Raw genomic sequence first — 14001 nt, forward strand, 5'->3', positions numbered from 1 at the left:
GGCCGTCTGAAACATGGCCGGGATTTATTTTGCCGCCGTAGCCGCTGCGCCGGTGCATGAATTGGCCGAACGCTTCGGCCTGAGCCGGCTCAATGCGCCGCCGCTGGCAGGCGAATATCTGCTGGCCGATGCCGAGGGCATTGCCTTGTGCCGTGCGGGCGAAAAAGGGCGCGTGCAGGTGGATTTTGCCGGCGGCGCCGCGCAATATCGGCGCACCAAAGGCGGCGGCGAATTGCTGGGCAAGGCGGTTAACCACAGCGCCGCACCGCGAGTGTGGGACGGCACCGGCGGCTTGGGGCGCGATGCTTTTGTGCTCGCTTCGTTGGGGTTGGCGGTGAACGTGTTTGAACAGCATCCCGCCGTGGCCTGCTTGCTGGCCGACGGCCTGCGCCGCGCCGCCGCCGATGAAGAAACCGCCGAAATCGCCGCACGCATCACGCTGCACCACGGCGACACCTGCGCGCTGATGCCGGCATTGGCCGCTGCGCAGGGGCGGCCGGATGTGGTGTATCTCGACCCGATGTATCCCGAGCGCAAAAAAGCGGCGGCGGTGAAAAAAGAAATGGCTTATTTCCACGGCCTTGTGGGCGCGGCGCAAGATGAGGCCGCGCTTTTGACCGCCGCCCGTGCCGTGGCCAAAAAACGCGTGGTGGTGAAGCGGCCGCGTTTGGGCGATTTTTTGGCACAAGCCGAGCCAGCTTATCAATATGCCGGCAAAAGCACCCGTTTTGATGTGTATTTGCCGGATGCGCCGGTGTTGTAAACCGATTTTCTTTGCAGGCCGTCTGAAAAAACAGTTTTTCAGACGGCCTTTGATTTAAGTGGCGGTAAATAGTACGGAATTTGCTACAATTGCCGCTTCTTTTAATTTTTACCGGCAATCAACATGACCCGCTCCGATATTCCCGTTTTCACGCAAGCGCTCAGTCGCGCCGAACAAGATGCTTTATGGCAATGGGTGCAGCGCCAATTTGCCTGCCCGAGCGAGGGCTGGCAGCGCCTGCTGCTCAATGGCATGCCCTTGGGGCGGCTTGATGCAAAATGGGCAGCACAAGTGCGTCAAGATTGGCCTTTGCACCAACAACACAGCGAAGCGGCGCTGGCGCTTGATGCGGGAAGCTGGCTCGAAATGGCTGATGCCTTGCAACACATGGCCGCCACTTGGCACAAGCTGGGGCTGCTCGGCGGCTGGCGCAATGAAAAATTCGATGTGCGCGATGAAAAAGGGCAGGCTTTATTTGCATTGGAACGCGCCGCCTTCCGCCCGCTCGGGCTGCTGAGCCGCGCCATACACATCAACGGGCTGGCGTGTTGCGACGGCGAATGGCGCTTTTGGATCGGCCGGCGCAGCCCTTATAAAGCAGTAGACCCCAACAAGCTCGATAATTTGGTGGGCGGCGGCATCAGCAGCGGCGAGTGCGTGCAAACGGCCATGTTGCGCGAAGGCGAAGAAGAAGCGGGATTGAGTGCGGCGCAGCTGCAACACGCCCGTGCCGGCCGCCGCTGCTTAAGCCTGCGGCCGGTGTCGCGCGGGCTGCACCGCGAGGAATTGCACATTTTCGATGTGGTGTTGCCCGAGGGCGTGCAGCCGCAAAACCAAGATGGCGAAGTGGCCGAATTTATGCTGCTCTCCGTGGCTGAATTGGCCAAAGCGATGGCAGAAGGCCGTTTGATGAACGATGCCTTGCTGGCCACGCTCGATGCCTTCGGCCGCTACAGCCTGCTCGACCCGCAACACGAGCTGGCGCAATGGCTGGCGCGCATGGGTTTGTTTGAAGATGATTGAATACGCTTTGGCCGTATGCGGCAAAAAAAGCGGCTTATTTCCCCTCAGCCGGCAGCGGCCGGCCGGCTTTTGTCTGTCATCTTGAATGAATTTGAATGAGACAGGCTTCTAAGCAGGCATAAAAACAATTTTTTGCCTTTACATTGTGGTTTTTCTTGTTTTAGAATAAGATTCATATATAAACATAAAAACAGAGATTTTTGCTTCGCTTCGTCACTTGCTACCAGAAAGGCTGGCGTTTTATTATGACCGCGCAATCCAAACATGCATCCATTAATATCAGCCTGATTCAGGCCCGCGAAGCATTGATGGCCCAATTTCGTCCGATTTTGAACAATGCAGGCATCACCGACCAGCAATGGCGCATCATCCGCCTGCTGGCCGAAAACGGCACGCTTGATTTTCAAGATTTAGCCAATCAGGCCTGCATTCTGCGCCCCAGCCTCACCGGCATTCTCACCCGCTTGGAAAAAGTGGGCTATGTGGTGCGCTTGAAGCCTTCCAACGACCAGCGCCGCGTGTATTTGAAGCTCACCGGCGAGGGCGAAAAGCTGCACCGCACCACTTGCGATCAAGTGGACGCGCGCTATGATGTGATTGAATCGGTGCTGTCGAAAGACAAACTCAAGCAACTGCAAAGCCTGCTGGGTGAATTGTCTGCCATCGGGCAGCACATCGACTGATCTGATTCATGACTGACAACACGCCGCTGAAACAGGATTTCCGCCACGCAATGGCCTCATGCGCCGCCGGCGTGCATGTGATCACCACCGATGGCGCCGCCGGCCGCTACGGCATCACCATGACGGCGGTGTCGTCGATTACCGATGAGCCGCCCACGGTAATGCTCTGCATCAACCGCAGTGCCGCCATCATTCCGATACTTCAAACCAACCGCGATTTGTGCATCAACGTGCTCTCCGCCGGCCAGCAAGATGTGGCCGAGCATTTTGCCGGCATCACGCAGCTCTCGCCCGAAGAGCGCTTCGAATACCATATCTGGCATCGCGGCGGCAGTGGCCAATTGCAGGTGGAAGGTGCGCTGGCGCATATGCACGGGCGCATCGTGGCGCAACACGATATCGGCACCCATTGCGTGTTTTACGTTGAAATCAGTGAAATCAAAGTGCACGATGCCGAGCGCGCACCGGCTTTGGTGTATTTCCGCCGTCATTTTCACGGATTAGCGTAGAGGCTGTTTACAATCCATTTCGTGGCAATCTTTTGACTCAAAAACGCGCCTGCTGCGTTGAACATGCTCGAAGGTGCTCAGCTTTGCGGCATTTTCCGCCTTGCAACATGCTTTCGAGCCGCCTTTGGGCGGCTTTGCCATTTTGTCGGCAGCCGGTGCAGGAAACCGTTATAATAGCCAACCTTCGGCGCGCATCCATATCAAAACCTCACATTCGGGCAGCCGGGCGGTTTTCAGCGGCCGAGTGCCGCAGCTTGCGCTGATAAACGTTTATCCACAGGACACATGCATGAGCATATTAGAAGAAGTTCTCGATTTTAATCAGGAATTTGTTGCATCAGGCGAATATGCCCAGTTTTTCAGCAATAAATATCCCGAGCGGCAGCTGGCGATATTGTCGTGCATGGATGCGCGCATGGTGGAGCTGCTGCCGCGTGCGCTGGGCTTGAAAAACGGCGATGCCAAGTTGATTAAAAATGCCGGCGCGGTGGTCACGCATCCGTGGGGCTCGGTAATGCGCAGCCTGCTGGTGGCGGTGCTGGAATTAAAGGTAAAAGAAATCATGGTGGTGGCACATTATGATTGCGGCATGCGCGGCCTGAATGCCGATGCTTTTCTGGGCAAGGCGCGCGAGCAGGGCATACCCGACGACCGCGTGGCCACTTTGCGCCATGCCGGCATCGATCTCGACGGTTGGCTCACCGGCTTCGATAATGTGGAAGACAGCGTGCGCCACACCGTGGGCATTATCCGCCGCCATCCGCTGATGCCCGATAATGTGGCGGTGCACGGCTTGGTGATTCACCCGGCCACCGGCAAGCTTAATTTGGTGGTGGACGGCAAAACCGGCAGCACGGCTTAAACTTTTTTCAGACGGCCTGTATTAAAAATGATGAAAAATATCGGACTTTTCGGCGGCACTTTCGACCCCATCCACAACGGCCATCTGCACATTGCGCGTGCGTTTGCCGATGAAATCGGGCTGGATAGCGTGATTTTTCTGCCCGCCGGCGACCCTTACCATAAAGAAGCGAGCGCGGGCGGTGCCGATGCGCGCGCGCGCCTGCACATGGCCGAGCTGGCTGTGGCCGACGAGCCGTGCTTTGCCGTGAGCGATTGCGATGTGGTGCGCGAGGGCGCTACCTATACCTTTGACACCGTGCAGATTTTCCGCCAGCATTTTCCCGCCGCGCAATTGTGGTGGCTGATGGGCATGGACAGCCTGATGCAGCTGCACAAATGGAAAAAATGGCAAACGCTGGTGCGCCACACCCACATTGCCGTGGCCGCCCGCGAAGGTGAAAACCTTGCCCAAGCGCCGCGCGAATTGCACGGCTGGTTGGGCGAAGCGCTGCAACAGGGCAGCCTTAAGCTTTTAAATGCGCCGATGTGCAACGTGAGCTCCACCGAAATCCGCCGCCGCGCCCGCTTGGGCGAATCGCTGGCCGGCCTGGTCGATCGCCGCGTTGAGCGCTATATCGAGCAAAACCATCTTTACCGCTAAACCTTTCAGACGGCCTCATGCCTTTCTTTAAAAATGCCGTCTGAAACTTTTTAAAATAGGAAACCGAATGAACGAACAAGAGCTGCAAGATTTGCAAAAAATGCTGGAAATCGCCGTGAGCGCTTTGGAAGACGTAAAAGCCAAAGACATCGCCGTGCTCGAAACGCAAGAGAAAACGCCGCTGTTTGCGCGCATGATTATCGCCAGCGGCGACAGCACGCGCCAAGTGCGGGCGCTGGTCAACAACGTGGCCGTGGATTTGAAAGCCGCCGGCTTCGAGATTTTGAGCACCGAAGGCCAAGAGGGCGGCGAGTGGGCGCTGGTGGATGCCGGCGATTTAGTGGTGCATGTGATGCTGCCCGCCGTGCGCGATTATTACGATATCGACACCCTGTGGGGCGGTGAGAAACCTTCGTTCCACCCTGGTGCCGCCAAACCGTGGCATGCCGCCGATTCGCAATCATAAAAGGTTTCAGACGGCCTTTGCTGCCAAGCTTCTGCCTGTCTATTCAAAAGCCAAACCGGTTGTTTGAACTTGCCGTTGTGCCGCTTTTTCAAACGGCATTATGCGGCCACAATAAGGGTTTGTCGGGATAAGGCATAGAAAAGGCCGTCTGAAAAAAATGCCATGAACATTACTGTATTGGCTGTGGGCACCAAAATGCCGCGCTGGGTGGATGAAGCCGTGGCCGAATATGCCAAGCGCTTCGGCCGCGATGTGCATTATGCGCTCAAAGAAATCAAGCCCGAAAAGCGCGGCGCCGGTGTGAATGCTGTACAAGGCATGGCCGCCGAAGAAAAGCGCCTGCTCGAAGCCATTCCGCCGGGCGCTTTTTTGGTGGTGCTTGATGAGCGCGGCAAAGCGCCCACCTCGGTGGAGCTGGCCGGCCATTTGCAACGCTGGCAGCAAGAGGGCGAACACGTTTGCTTTATCATCGGCGGTGCCGACGGCATGACCGAGCATTTAAAGCAGCAGGCGCGCCTGATGATGCGGCTCTCCAGCCTCACGCTGCCGCACGGCATGGTGCGCGTGCTGCTCACCGAGCAGCTTTACCGCGCGGTGTCGATTTTGCATAACCATCCTTATCACCGCGAATAATACCAATTCAAAAAAATAATATACAAATAGGCAGCCTGTAGGTCGGATTCTCGAATCCGACACTTGTTCGCAGAACAAGGCACGCACATCGCTTTGGCCGTTGGTCAAATGTCGGATTCAAGAATCCGACCTACGCGGATGATGCCGCCGAACTGTTTTTATTTTGTAAGGTTATTTTTTAGAATTGGTATAAAGCATATTTATGCAAGTGGTTTGAAATGGGTTTATCATTTGCAACCAGGCCGTCTGAAAGCAAAAATCTTTCAGACGGCCTTTTCTTTATGTAACCAAGCACGCTGCTCAGCTTGCCGGCGCGCAGTTTTTCACCAAAATATTATCCACCGGCAGGCTCTCGCCATTGATTTTCTGCTGCTCTTGTTGAAACAGGAAGCCGTTGTCTTCTTTATAGAAATCGGCGCGGTGCAGGTTGCTGATTACCCAGCTGTAGCTGCCGCCGCTAAACGCGGTGAGGTCTTCATTGCTTTGCACGCCGTCGTATTGCAGCGTGAGCGTGTGGCCATCGATTTTCACTTGTGCCACGGCGGTGGCTTCGCCGGCATGGTAGCGCGCTTGCAGGGTTTTGCCGCCGTCGCAGCGGTAATCCTGCCATTTGGCGTCGTTGATTACAGTTTGGTGTTCGGCCGGCGCAATATCGGTGAGGCCGGAGGCGGCGGCATCGCCGGCGGCAACGGTGCTTGCAGCCGAAGCGGCGGGTGCTGAAGCGGCCGGCGCTTCGTTTTGCGCCGGCGCGCAGGCGGCCAGCGCCAGCAAAATGGCGGCCGGCAGGGAAAGTTTGATGGTGTTCATCCGCATTCCTGTATCGCAAATCGTTAACGCCTGCAGGATAACACAAAAGCGCCGTAACAATCTCTGCTATAATCGCGCCTTACACCTTGTTTCAGTATAAAAAAGAGCCGCATTATGAGCCCGACACCGCTGCTAGACACCATCACCCTGCCGCAAGATTTGCGCGCCCTCAGCCGAAACCAGCTGCCGCAAGTGGCCGAAGAACTGCGCGCTTTCCTGCTGGAATCGGTGGGAAAAACCGGCGGCCATTTCGCCAGCAATCTGGGTGCGGTGGAGCTCACGGTGGCGCTGCATTATGTGTATCACACGCCGCAAGACAAATTGGTGTGGGATGTGGGCCATCAGAGCTATCCGCATAAAATCCTCACCGGCCGCAAGAGCCGCATGGGCAGTATGCGCCAATATGGCGGCCTGGCGGGCTTTCCCAAACGCGCCGAATCGGAATACGACGCTTTCGGCGTGGGGCATTCTTCCACTTCTATCGGCGCGGCGCTGGGCATGGCGGTGGCCGACAAGCTGGCGGGCAACGAGCACCGCAGCGTGGCCATTATCGGCGATGGCGCGATGACAGCGGGGCAGGCGTTTGAAGCGCTCAATTGCGCCGGCGACACCGATGTAAACCTGCTGGTAATACTCAACGACAACGAAATGTCGATTTCCCCCAATGTGGGCGCGTTGCCCAAATATCTGGCCACCAATGCCGTGCGCGATATGCGCGGCGTGTTGCACAGCTTCAAACAGCAGTCGGAAAAAGTGCTCAATATTCTGCCCGGTGCGCTTGAAATCGCGCAAAAAGTGGAAAATAAAATCAAAACCATCGCCAGCGAAGCCGAGCATGCCAAGCAATCGCTGTCGCTTTTTGAAAACTTCGGCTTCAACTACACGGGGCCTGTGGACGGCCACGATGTCGAGCGCTTGGTGGAAGTGCTGCAAGATTTGCGCGGCAAAAAAGGCCCGCAGCTTTTGCATGTGATCACCAAAAAAGGGCAGGGCTACAAGCTGGCTGAAAACGATCCGGTGAAATACCATGCCGTGTCGACGCTGGCCAAAGAAGGCGATGCGCCCGTGGCACCCGTGCCGCCGCCCAAGCCCACCTACACCCAGATTTTCGGCCAATGGCTGTGCGACCAAGCCGCCGCCGATGAGCGGCTGGTGGCTATCACGCCCGCCATGCGCGAGGGCAGCGGGTTGGTGGAATTCGAGCAGAAATTTCCCGAGCGCTATTTCGATGTGGGCATTGCCGAGCAGCACGCCGTCACTTTTGCCGGCGGTTTGGCCTGCGAAGGCGCCAAGCCGGTGGTGGCGATTTATTCCACTTTTTTGCAGCGCGGCTATGATCAATTGGTGCACGATGTGGCGCTGCAAAACCTGCCCGTGCTCTTTGCCGTGGATCGCGCCGGCATTGTCGGCGCCGACGGCCCCACGCATGCGGGCGTGTATGATTTGAGCTTTTTGCGCTGCCTGCCCAATATGGTGGTGGCTGCGCCGAGCGATGAGCAGGAATGCCGCCTGCTGCTTTCCACCTGCTATCAGCTCGATGCGCCTTCTGCTGTACGCTATCCGCGCGGCTCGGGCAAAGGGGCGAAAGTTTCAGACGGCCTCGAAACCGTGCCGGTGGGCAAAGGCGTGTTGCGCAGGCAAGGCAGGCAAACCGCCATTTTGGCTTTCGGCAGCATGGTGCAGCCGGCCTTGGCCGCCGCCGAAGAATTGAATGCCACCGTGGCCGATATGCGCTTTGTGAAACCGCTTGATGAAGCCCTGATTGTAGAATTGGCCGCTGAGCACGATTATTTGGTCACTATTGAAGAGAATGCCGTGCAAGGCGGCGCGGGCAGCGCGGTGTTGGAAGTGTTGGCGAAGCACAAAATCTGCAAGCCCGTGCTGGTGTTGGGCGTGCCCGATCAGGTCACCGAACACGGCGACCCCAAGCAGCTGATGGCCGATTTGGGTTTGAGCAGCGAGACCGTGCTGGCGCAGATTCGGCGCTGGCTGGCGGCATAGCAAGCCATTAAACACAGGCCGTCTGAAAAGCTGCAAAGCGTTTCAGACGGCTATTTTGTTTCCTGCTATAGTGAGGCATTCTTTATATTTCAGGCGGCAAACGCACTATGATCAGTATATTCGATATTTTCAAAATCGGCCTGGGGCCGTCCAGCTCGCACACGGTGGGGCCGATGAAAGCTGCCGCTGCGTTTGCAGAGTGCTTGGCGCAGCAAGGGCTCATCGCGCAAACCGAGCGCATTATGATTGAAATCTACGGCTCGTTGGCGCTCACCGGCCAAGGCCACGGCACTTTTGATGCGCTCTTGCTCGGGCTGGAGGGCAGCTTGCCGGAAGAAATCGATTTGGCCGCCATTGCCGAGCGGCTCTCACGCATCCGCGCACGGCAGCAATTGCAGCTGGGTGCGCGCACCATCACTTTTAATGTGGAACGTGATTTGCACATTCTCGGCGGCGAGAGCCTGCCCAAACACCCCAACGGCTTGCGTTTTCACGCTTATGCTTCAGACGGCCTCGAATTGTGTGCACAAGTATATTATTCGGTGGGCGGCGGCTTTATCGTAACCGATGAAACATTCGGGCAGGAAGCTGCGGCCGCGGCCGAAGTGCCGTATCCGTTTCACAGCGCCGCCGAATTGTTGGCGCAATGCCGCCGCGAGCAGCTCAATATTGCCGAAGTGGTGCTGGCTAATGAAATGGCTTTGAGCGGTGAGAGCGAAGATAAGGTGCGCGCGCGCGTGGCCGCGGTGGCCGAGGCGATGGAAGCCTGCATCAAGCGCGGGCTGGGTTCAGACGGCCTGTTGCCGGGCGGCCTGAATGTGCGCCGGCGCGCGCCGCAATTGGCGGCTAAGCTGCGGGTGTTGCGTGAGGCGGAAATTGTTAACACGCAATTATGGCCGATGGTGTATGCCATGGCGGTAAACGAGGAAAACGCCGCCGGCGGCCGCGTGGTGACTGCACCCACCAATGGCGCGGCGGGCATTATTCCGGCGGTGCTGCATTATTACCGCAAGTTCAACCCGCATACCACGCAGGCGCGGGTGGAAAATTTTCTGCTCACCGCCGGCGCCATCGGCATTCTGTATAAAACCAATGCTTCGATTTCCGGTGCCGATGTGGGTTGCCAGGGCGAAGTGGGCGTGGCCTGTTCGATGGCGGCCGGTGCTTATGCCGAAGCCATCGGCGGCACGCCCGCGCAAGTGGAAAATGCCGCCGAAATGGCGATGGAACACCATTTGGGCCTCACTTGCGACCCGGTGGGCGGCCTAGTGCAGATTCCCTGCATCGAGCGCAACGGTATTGCGGCGGAAAAAGCGCTCAAATTGGGTGCGCTGGCCTTGCTGGAAGACGGCCACGATAAAAAAGTGTCGCTCGATATGGTGATTCAAACCATGTTGCAAACCGGCCGCGACATGAAAGCCACTTATAAAGAAACCTCGCTGGCCGGGCTGGCAATCACCTTGCAGCAAGAAGCGGTGCCGGTGTCGGTGCGGGTGGTGGAATGCTGATGCAGTAATGGGCGCGGTTGGATTAATACCAATCCAAAAATAACCTTACAAAATAAAAGCAATTCGGCAACATCATCCGCGTAGGTCGGATTCTTGAATCCGACGTTTGGCCAACGGCCAAAGAGATGTGCGGCCTTGTTCTGCGAACAAGTGTCGGATTCGAGAATCCGACCTACAGGCTGCCTGTTTGTATATTATTTTTTTGAATGGGTATAAAACCCCATGTGCCGATAATGAAAAAGGCCGTCTGAAAAGCTTTCAGACGGCCTTTTTCATCATGCATACGTTTACGTTTCAGTGTATACGGTTGCCGCTGCTTGAGCCGGAAGGTTATGTTTTTTGAACATATTTTGCATAAGCGTAATAGCTGTAAACATCTTGCGCATTTCTGTCCAAGCCGTTGAAAATCACGCCTTTTACCGGCACGTTGTTTTGTACGAGTTTGGCGGCGCTTCTGTCGAGCTCGAGTGCGGTGGTGGATTCATAACGCGCCACCAACAAGGTGATGCCGGCCATTTGACCAATGATGGTGGCATCGGTTACCGACAATACCGGCGGGGTGTCAATAATGATGTGGTCGTAGCGCGGTTTGGCCCATTCGAGCAAGGCGCGCAGACGGTTGCTCATCAAGAGCTCGGAAGGGTTGTCGGGCAAAGTGCCGTGGGTGATGATGTCTAAGTTCGGCGTTTGCGTGGGCTGCATGGCCTGGGATGGGGTGATTTGGCCGGAAAGAATTTCAGCCAAGCCTTGTTCGGCAGGGGCTTCGAATAATTGGTCGAGATAACCTTTGCGCATATCGGCATCAATCAGCAGCACTTTCTTTTCCGATTGCGCCATTACGATGGCCAAGTTGGCGGCAATAAAGGATTTCCCGGCTTCAGGTGTGGCACCGGAAATCATCAGGATGTTGTTTTTGGCATCCATAATTGAAAAATAAATGCTGGTGCGCAACGAGCGTATGGCTTCCACGGTAACATCGGTCGGCTCGGCTTGAGCCAGCAGATATTTGGCGGCAGCTTGTGCGGGCTTTTTCAGCTTGGCCAAGCTGCCGCTTTGTTCCGCTTGGGCATCGGATTTGGGAATGATGGCCAACACTTCCAAATTCAGGGCTTCGATTTCATCGGGCGAGGTGAGGGTGCGGCGCACGGCACCACGGAATAAATACCAAGCTGAAGCCAGCATGCCGGCGGTGAGCGCCGAGAGCAGGGTGATCATGGCCTTGCGCGGCTTGATGGGGCGCTCGGCGGTCATGGCATGATCGACCACGCGCACGTTGCCTTGTGCGCTGGCCTGCATAATATTGAGCTCTTGCTGCTTATTGAGCAGCTGCACATAGGTAGCCTGATTGGTGTCGACATCGCGGGTGAGGCGGATCACTTCTTGCTGGATATTGGGCAATTCCGAAATTTGGCGGTTGATTTTATTTTTGGCCTGATTCAATACGGAGAGCTTGTCGAGCACGGCTTTATAGGTGGGATGTGCGGGCGTATAAAGCTCGGCCAGGCCGGCTTCTTCGGTTTTCAAGCCGGTGATTTGGGTTTCGATGGCCACCAGGCTTTCCAATGCGCCTTTGGCTTCCACCGGAATATCCAGCGAGCCGCTGCGGGTGCGGTATTCGTTGAGGCGGTTTTCTGCATCTTCCAGATTGCGCTTCAGGCGCGGTAATTCTTCGCTGATAAAGGCCAAGCCTGCGGCGGCCACCTGAATATCGCGGTCTTTGTTTTGGCTGATGTAGTTGTCGATGATACTGTTGAGTGTGCGCTGAATTTCTTCAGGTTCGGTGCCGGTGTAGCCCAAATTGATGATGGGGCTGGTTTTGCCTTTGCTGATGACGGAAAGGTTGTTGTAGATATTTTGGATGGCGCTAAGCTTGGTGTTTTTGATGAGCGCGAATTCCTGGCCGCTCTCAGCCAAAATCTGGTTGACTTGGATGGTGGTTTGCGGGTTGATTCTCAAGGCTTGGCCAACCGTGCCTTCAGCGGTGGTGCCGTCCGGCAGCTTAAGCGTGTAGTGTTTGTTGTCGGTGGCTTTCAGAATGATGGGTTGATTAAGCCATTCAGTTTCCACCGTAAAGGTGTGCAGCGTAAGTTGTGGATCAATATCGCTGCTTAAATTGTGCAGCATGCGGCCGAGCAAGGGAAAGTATTTGGGTTTGACCACTTGATCCAAATGCAGATCGTCAACGGTTTTGCCCACCACCAACCGGGATTGCACCAGCTCTATCTCCACTTCGGAAGGCGAGGGCTCGTTGCTGAACATGCTGTTGATTTCGGTGAGAATCTGGTTTTGCTTGGTTTCGATTTCCAACATGGCATCAGCACGGTAAACCGGCGTGCTGGCAACGCTGTAGAGGGCACCCAAAAAGGCACCGGCCAGCACGGCTGCGGCGATGGGATATTTGTGGTTGATCAAGCGGCGCAATTGCTGGCTTAAATCGATTTCACCCTGGACTGAATTTTGATTTCGGGAAGCATTTTTTGTTGACATACGGAAAGGGTTCCTGTGGTTCAGCTATCGGTGGTTTGGAGAAGTTTTTCAGCCCAAAGTGTGGCGGCCTCTTCAAGTTGCTCAAACACGGCTTCAAACATATCATCGCTTTGGCGGTAGGGGTCGGGGATGCTTTTTTTGTGCAGCCACTGGCCAAACAACATGGTTTTGCTACGCGCGGCCGGTAAAATGTCGGCCACCGCTTCAATATGGCCCGGTTCCATCACCAAAATCAAATCGGCTTGCCGGCACATGTCTACGGTGAGTTGGCGGGCAGTGTGTCCGGCAACCACCACGCCGTGCCGCAAGGCGGTTTTGATGGCTTGGAAATCGGCATCGTTGCCTGTCAGCGCCCGGATGCCAGCTGAAGCGATTTGGTGCCCGGGCAGCTTTTTTTGCAGCAAGCGCTCGCCGGTGGGGGAGCGGCAGATATTGCCCACGCAGACAATTAAAATCTTTTGATACATGGCCTGTCCGGGCGCTTAGTTAAAGGTGTTGCCCAACGAGTTGGCGCCGGTAAACGAATTGATCAGCTGCGACACCACGCGGTTCCAGCGGGTAACCGGTGCGGCGGTGATATACACCACATCGTTGGCGCGCAACTTGAATTCGTTGCCCAATGCGTAAGCGGTGGCGTCTTTCAGGTCAAGCTGATAAATATGAATCGGTTTTTCAATATCTTGCGGCGCATTGCGGATCACAAACACGCCGGTGGCATCGGCCAAGGACTGATTCATACCGCCTGCTTCACCGATGGCTTCGGTGAGGTTGAGGCCGTGGTTGCCGATGCGCAAGGCGGCTTGCTTACCCGCTTCGCCCATCACATATACTTTGCTGTTGGCATTGGTCGGCACATATACAATGTCGCCGTGGCTGAGCAGGTGGTTTTGCGATAAATCGCCGAATTCGAGAATATCTTGTACGGAAATGGTGCGATCCACGCCGTTGTGGGTCCATTTGATGTTGTTGGTGTCGGCGTTTTCAGCCAGGCCGCCGGCCAAATCAAGGGCATCGAGCAGGGTAATGGGCACGTTGGTGAGCGGCAGCTGGCCGGCTTGGCCGACGGCGCCGGAAATGGAAACGCGCTGCGAGCGGAATTCGGCAACGTTTACCGATACTTGTGGGTTTTTGATATAGCGTTTCAGACGGCCTGTGAGCATGTTTTGCACTTCGGGCAGGGTTTTGCCGCGCACATAAAGTTTGCCTGCCAAAGGATAGGCAAGATAGCCTGCTTCATCCACCCACGTGCCGCTGCTGACCTGTTTGCTTTGCGGGCTCAAGGGGGAAGAGGGCACAGGGGAATTCAAATCAGGATGGTGCCACACCGTTACGTTGAGCACATCGCCGCTGCCGACGCGATAGCGGTATTCAGATTTTTGTGCGCTCAGGCCGGCATTGGGCTGGGCAAAACGTTGCGGCTGGCGCATGCTCTGCACCAGGCTCAGAGTGATGGGATAAACATTTACCCGGCTGTCGAGCGTGGTATTTTCAGCGGTGTCGTTTTCGTTGTAAACGATGGTTTTGTTGCTGGTGGACAAGCCCGAGCCGGGAATCACTGTGCAGCCGGCGGTAAAGGCAAGCAGCGATAAGCTGATGGCAGTCAGTTTTTTCAGTTTC

General features: G+C 56.1%; 14 protein-coding genes. 10 read left to right on the forward strand and 4 right to left on the reverse strand.

Translation table 11 applies throughout. From position 1 onward, the window contains the following. The first annotated feature begins 13 nt into the window (after nucleotides 1-13). From LVJ78_RS01770 to rlmH, 8 genes are all read left to right on the forward strand, one after another. Nucleotides 14-763: a class I SAM-dependent methyltransferase gene (locus LVJ78_RS01770; protein ID WP_132954206.1), complete on the forward strand. Its 750-nt coding sequence runs from the start codon at nucleotides 14-16 to the stop codon at nucleotides 761-763. A gap of 123 nt (nucleotides 764-886) precedes the next feature. Beyond that, a complete protein-coding gene (locus LVJ78_RS01775; RefSeq protein ID WP_132954205.1) occupies nucleotides 887-1786 on the forward strand; it encodes an NUDIX hydrolase in 900 nt (299 codons plus the stop codon). Nucleotides 1787-2031: 245 nt separating this feature from the next. After that, complete coding sequence (gene hpaR / locus LVJ78_RS01780) at nucleotides 2032-2469, forward strand: homoprotocatechuate degradation operon regulator HpaR (protein WP_132954204.1); 438 nt, start codon at nucleotides 2032-2034, stop codon at nucleotides 2467-2469. 8 nt (nucleotides 2470-2477) lie between these two features. Further along, entirely contained in the window at nucleotides 2478-2978 is a 501-nt protein-coding gene (gene hpaC, locus LVJ78_RS01785; protein ID WP_132954203.1) for a 4-hydroxyphenylacetate 3-monooxygenase, reductase component, read from the forward strand. Nucleotides 2979-3267: 289 nt separating this feature from the next. After that, nucleotides 3268-3840 (forward strand): beta-class carbonic anhydrase, encoded by a 573-nt coding sequence (locus tag LVJ78_RS01790; protein WP_132954202.1) that lies wholly within the window; start codon nucleotides 3268-3270, stop codon nucleotides 3838-3840. A gap of 30 nt (nucleotides 3841-3870) precedes the next feature. Beyond that, the gene (gene nadD, locus LVJ78_RS01795; RefSeq protein WP_132954213.1) at nucleotides 3871-4482 is read left to right on the forward strand and encodes a nicotinate-nucleotide adenylyltransferase; all 612 of its coding nucleotides are present in this window, start codon (nucleotides 3871-3873) and stop codon (nucleotides 4480-4482) included. A 67-nt stretch (nucleotides 4483-4549) separates the two neighbouring features. Beyond that, a complete protein-coding gene (gene rsfS, locus LVJ78_RS01800; protein ID WP_132954201.1) occupies nucleotides 4550-4948 on the forward strand; it encodes a ribosome silencing factor in 399 nt (132 codons plus the stop codon). A gap of 162 nt (nucleotides 4949-5110) precedes the next feature. Further along, nucleotides 5111-5581 (forward strand): 23S rRNA (pseudouridine(1915)-N(3))-methyltransferase RlmH, encoded by a 471-nt coding sequence (gene rlmH / locus LVJ78_RS01805; RefSeq protein ID WP_132954200.1) that lies wholly within the window; start codon nucleotides 5111-5113, stop codon nucleotides 5579-5581. Nucleotides 5582-5881: 300 nt separating this feature from the next. Here rlmH and LVJ78_RS01810 read toward each other — a convergent pair whose 3' ends face one another. Further along, nucleotides 5882-6388 carry an ACP-like domain-containing protein gene (locus LVJ78_RS01810; RefSeq protein ID WP_132954199.1) on the reverse strand — a complete coding sequence of 169 codons (507 nt, stop codon included), beginning with the start codon at nucleotides 6386-6388 and terminating at the stop codon, nucleotides 5882-5884. A 114-nt stretch (nucleotides 6389-6502) separates the two neighbouring features. Here LVJ78_RS01810 and dxs point away from each other — a divergent pair, with 114 nt between their 5' ends. Both dxs and LVJ78_RS01820 read left to right on the forward strand, forming a co-directional pair. Beyond that, nucleotides 6503-8389: a 1-deoxy-D-xylulose-5-phosphate synthase gene (dxs, locus tag LVJ78_RS01815; RefSeq protein ID WP_132954198.1), complete on the forward strand. Its 1887-nt coding sequence runs from the start codon at nucleotides 6503-6505 to the stop codon at nucleotides 8387-8389. Nucleotides 8390-8496: 107 nt separating this feature from the next. Further along, the gene (locus LVJ78_RS01820) at nucleotides 8497-9897 is read left to right on the forward strand and encodes an L-serine ammonia-lyase (RefSeq protein ID WP_132954197.1); all 1401 of its coding nucleotides are present in this window, start codon (nucleotides 8497-8499) and stop codon (nucleotides 9895-9897) included. 330 nt (nucleotides 9898-10227) lie between these two features. Here the strand turns inward: LVJ78_RS01820 and LVJ78_RS01825 are convergent, their stop codons facing one another. From LVJ78_RS01825 to LVJ78_RS01835, 3 genes are read right to left on the reverse strand one after another with little or no spacing between them, the layout of a single operon-like run. Next, the gene (locus tag LVJ78_RS01825) at nucleotides 10228-12384 is read right to left on the reverse strand and encodes a polysaccharide biosynthesis tyrosine autokinase (RefSeq protein ID WP_132954196.1); all 2157 of its coding nucleotides are present in this window, start codon (nucleotides 12382-12384) and stop codon (nucleotides 10228-10230) included. A 20-nt stretch (nucleotides 12385-12404) separates the two neighbouring features. Next, nucleotides 12405-12851 (reverse strand): arsenate reductase/protein-tyrosine-phosphatase family protein, encoded by a 447-nt coding sequence (locus tag LVJ78_RS01830; protein WP_132954195.1) that lies wholly within the window; start codon nucleotides 12849-12851, stop codon nucleotides 12405-12407. A gap of 15 nt (nucleotides 12852-12866) precedes the next feature. Beyond that, on the reverse strand, nucleotides 12867-13997 hold the full coding sequence (locus LVJ78_RS01835; protein WP_132954212.1) for a polysaccharide export protein: 1131 nt from the start codon (nucleotides 13995-13997) through the stop codon (nucleotides 12867-12869). Nucleotides 13998-14001 lie beyond the last annotated feature (4 nt).

This window comes from Uruburuella suis (genome assembly GCF_022870845.1).
GTDB classification, from domain to species: domain Bacteria; phylum Pseudomonadota; class Gammaproteobacteria; order Burkholderiales; family Neisseriaceae; genus Neisseria; species Neisseria suis.

What these genes read in the sequence shown, in the direction of transcription:
- LVJ78_RS01770 (WP_132954206.1), top strand. Translation starts at nt 14, where the DNA reads ATGGCCGGGATTTATTTTGCCGCCGTAGCCGCTGCGCCGGTGCATGAA.
- LVJ78_RS01775 (WP_132954205.1), top strand. Translation starts at nt 887, where the DNA reads ATGACCCGCTCCGATATTCCCGTTTTCACGCAAGCGCTCAGTCGCGCC.
- hpaR (WP_132954204.1), top strand. Translation starts at nt 2,032, where the DNA reads ATGACCGCGCAATCCAAACATGCATCCATTAATATCAGCCTGATTCAG.
- hpaC (WP_132954203.1), top strand. Translation starts at nt 2,478, where the DNA reads ATGACTGACAACACGCCGCTGAAACAGGATTTCCGCCACGCAATGGCC.
- LVJ78_RS01790 (WP_132954202.1), top strand. Translation starts at nt 3,268, where the DNA reads ATGAGCATATTAGAAGAAGTTCTCGATTTTAATCAGGAATTTGTTGCA.
- nadD (WP_132954213.1), top strand. Translation starts at nt 3,871, where the DNA reads ATGAAAAATATCGGACTTTTCGGCGGCACTTTCGACCCCATCCACAAC.
- rsfS (WP_132954201.1), top strand. Translation starts at nt 4,550, where the DNA reads ATGAACGAACAAGAGCTGCAAGATTTGCAAAAAATGCTGGAAATCGCC.
- rlmH (WP_132954200.1), top strand. Translation starts at nt 5,111, where the DNA reads ATGAACATTACTGTATTGGCTGTGGGCACCAAAATGCCGCGCTGGGTG.
- LVJ78_RS01810 (WP_132954199.1), bottom strand. Translation starts at nt 6,388, where the DNA reads ATGAACACCATCAAACTTTCCCTGCCGGCCGCCATTTTGCTGGCGCTG.
- dxs (WP_132954198.1), top strand. Translation starts at nt 6,503, where the DNA reads ATGAGCCCGACACCGCTGCTAGACACCATCACCCTGCCGCAAGATTTG.
- LVJ78_RS01820 (WP_132954197.1), top strand. Translation starts at nt 8,497, where the DNA reads ATGATCAGTATATTCGATATTTTCAAAATCGGCCTGGGGCCGTCCAGC.
- LVJ78_RS01825 (WP_132954196.1), bottom strand. Translation starts at nt 12,384, where the DNA reads ATGTCAACAAAAAATGCTTCCCGAAATCAAAATTCAGTCCAGGGTGAA.
- LVJ78_RS01830 (WP_132954195.1), bottom strand. Translation starts at nt 12,851, where the DNA reads ATGTATCAAAAGATTTTAATTGTCTGCGTGGGCAATATCTGCCGCTCC.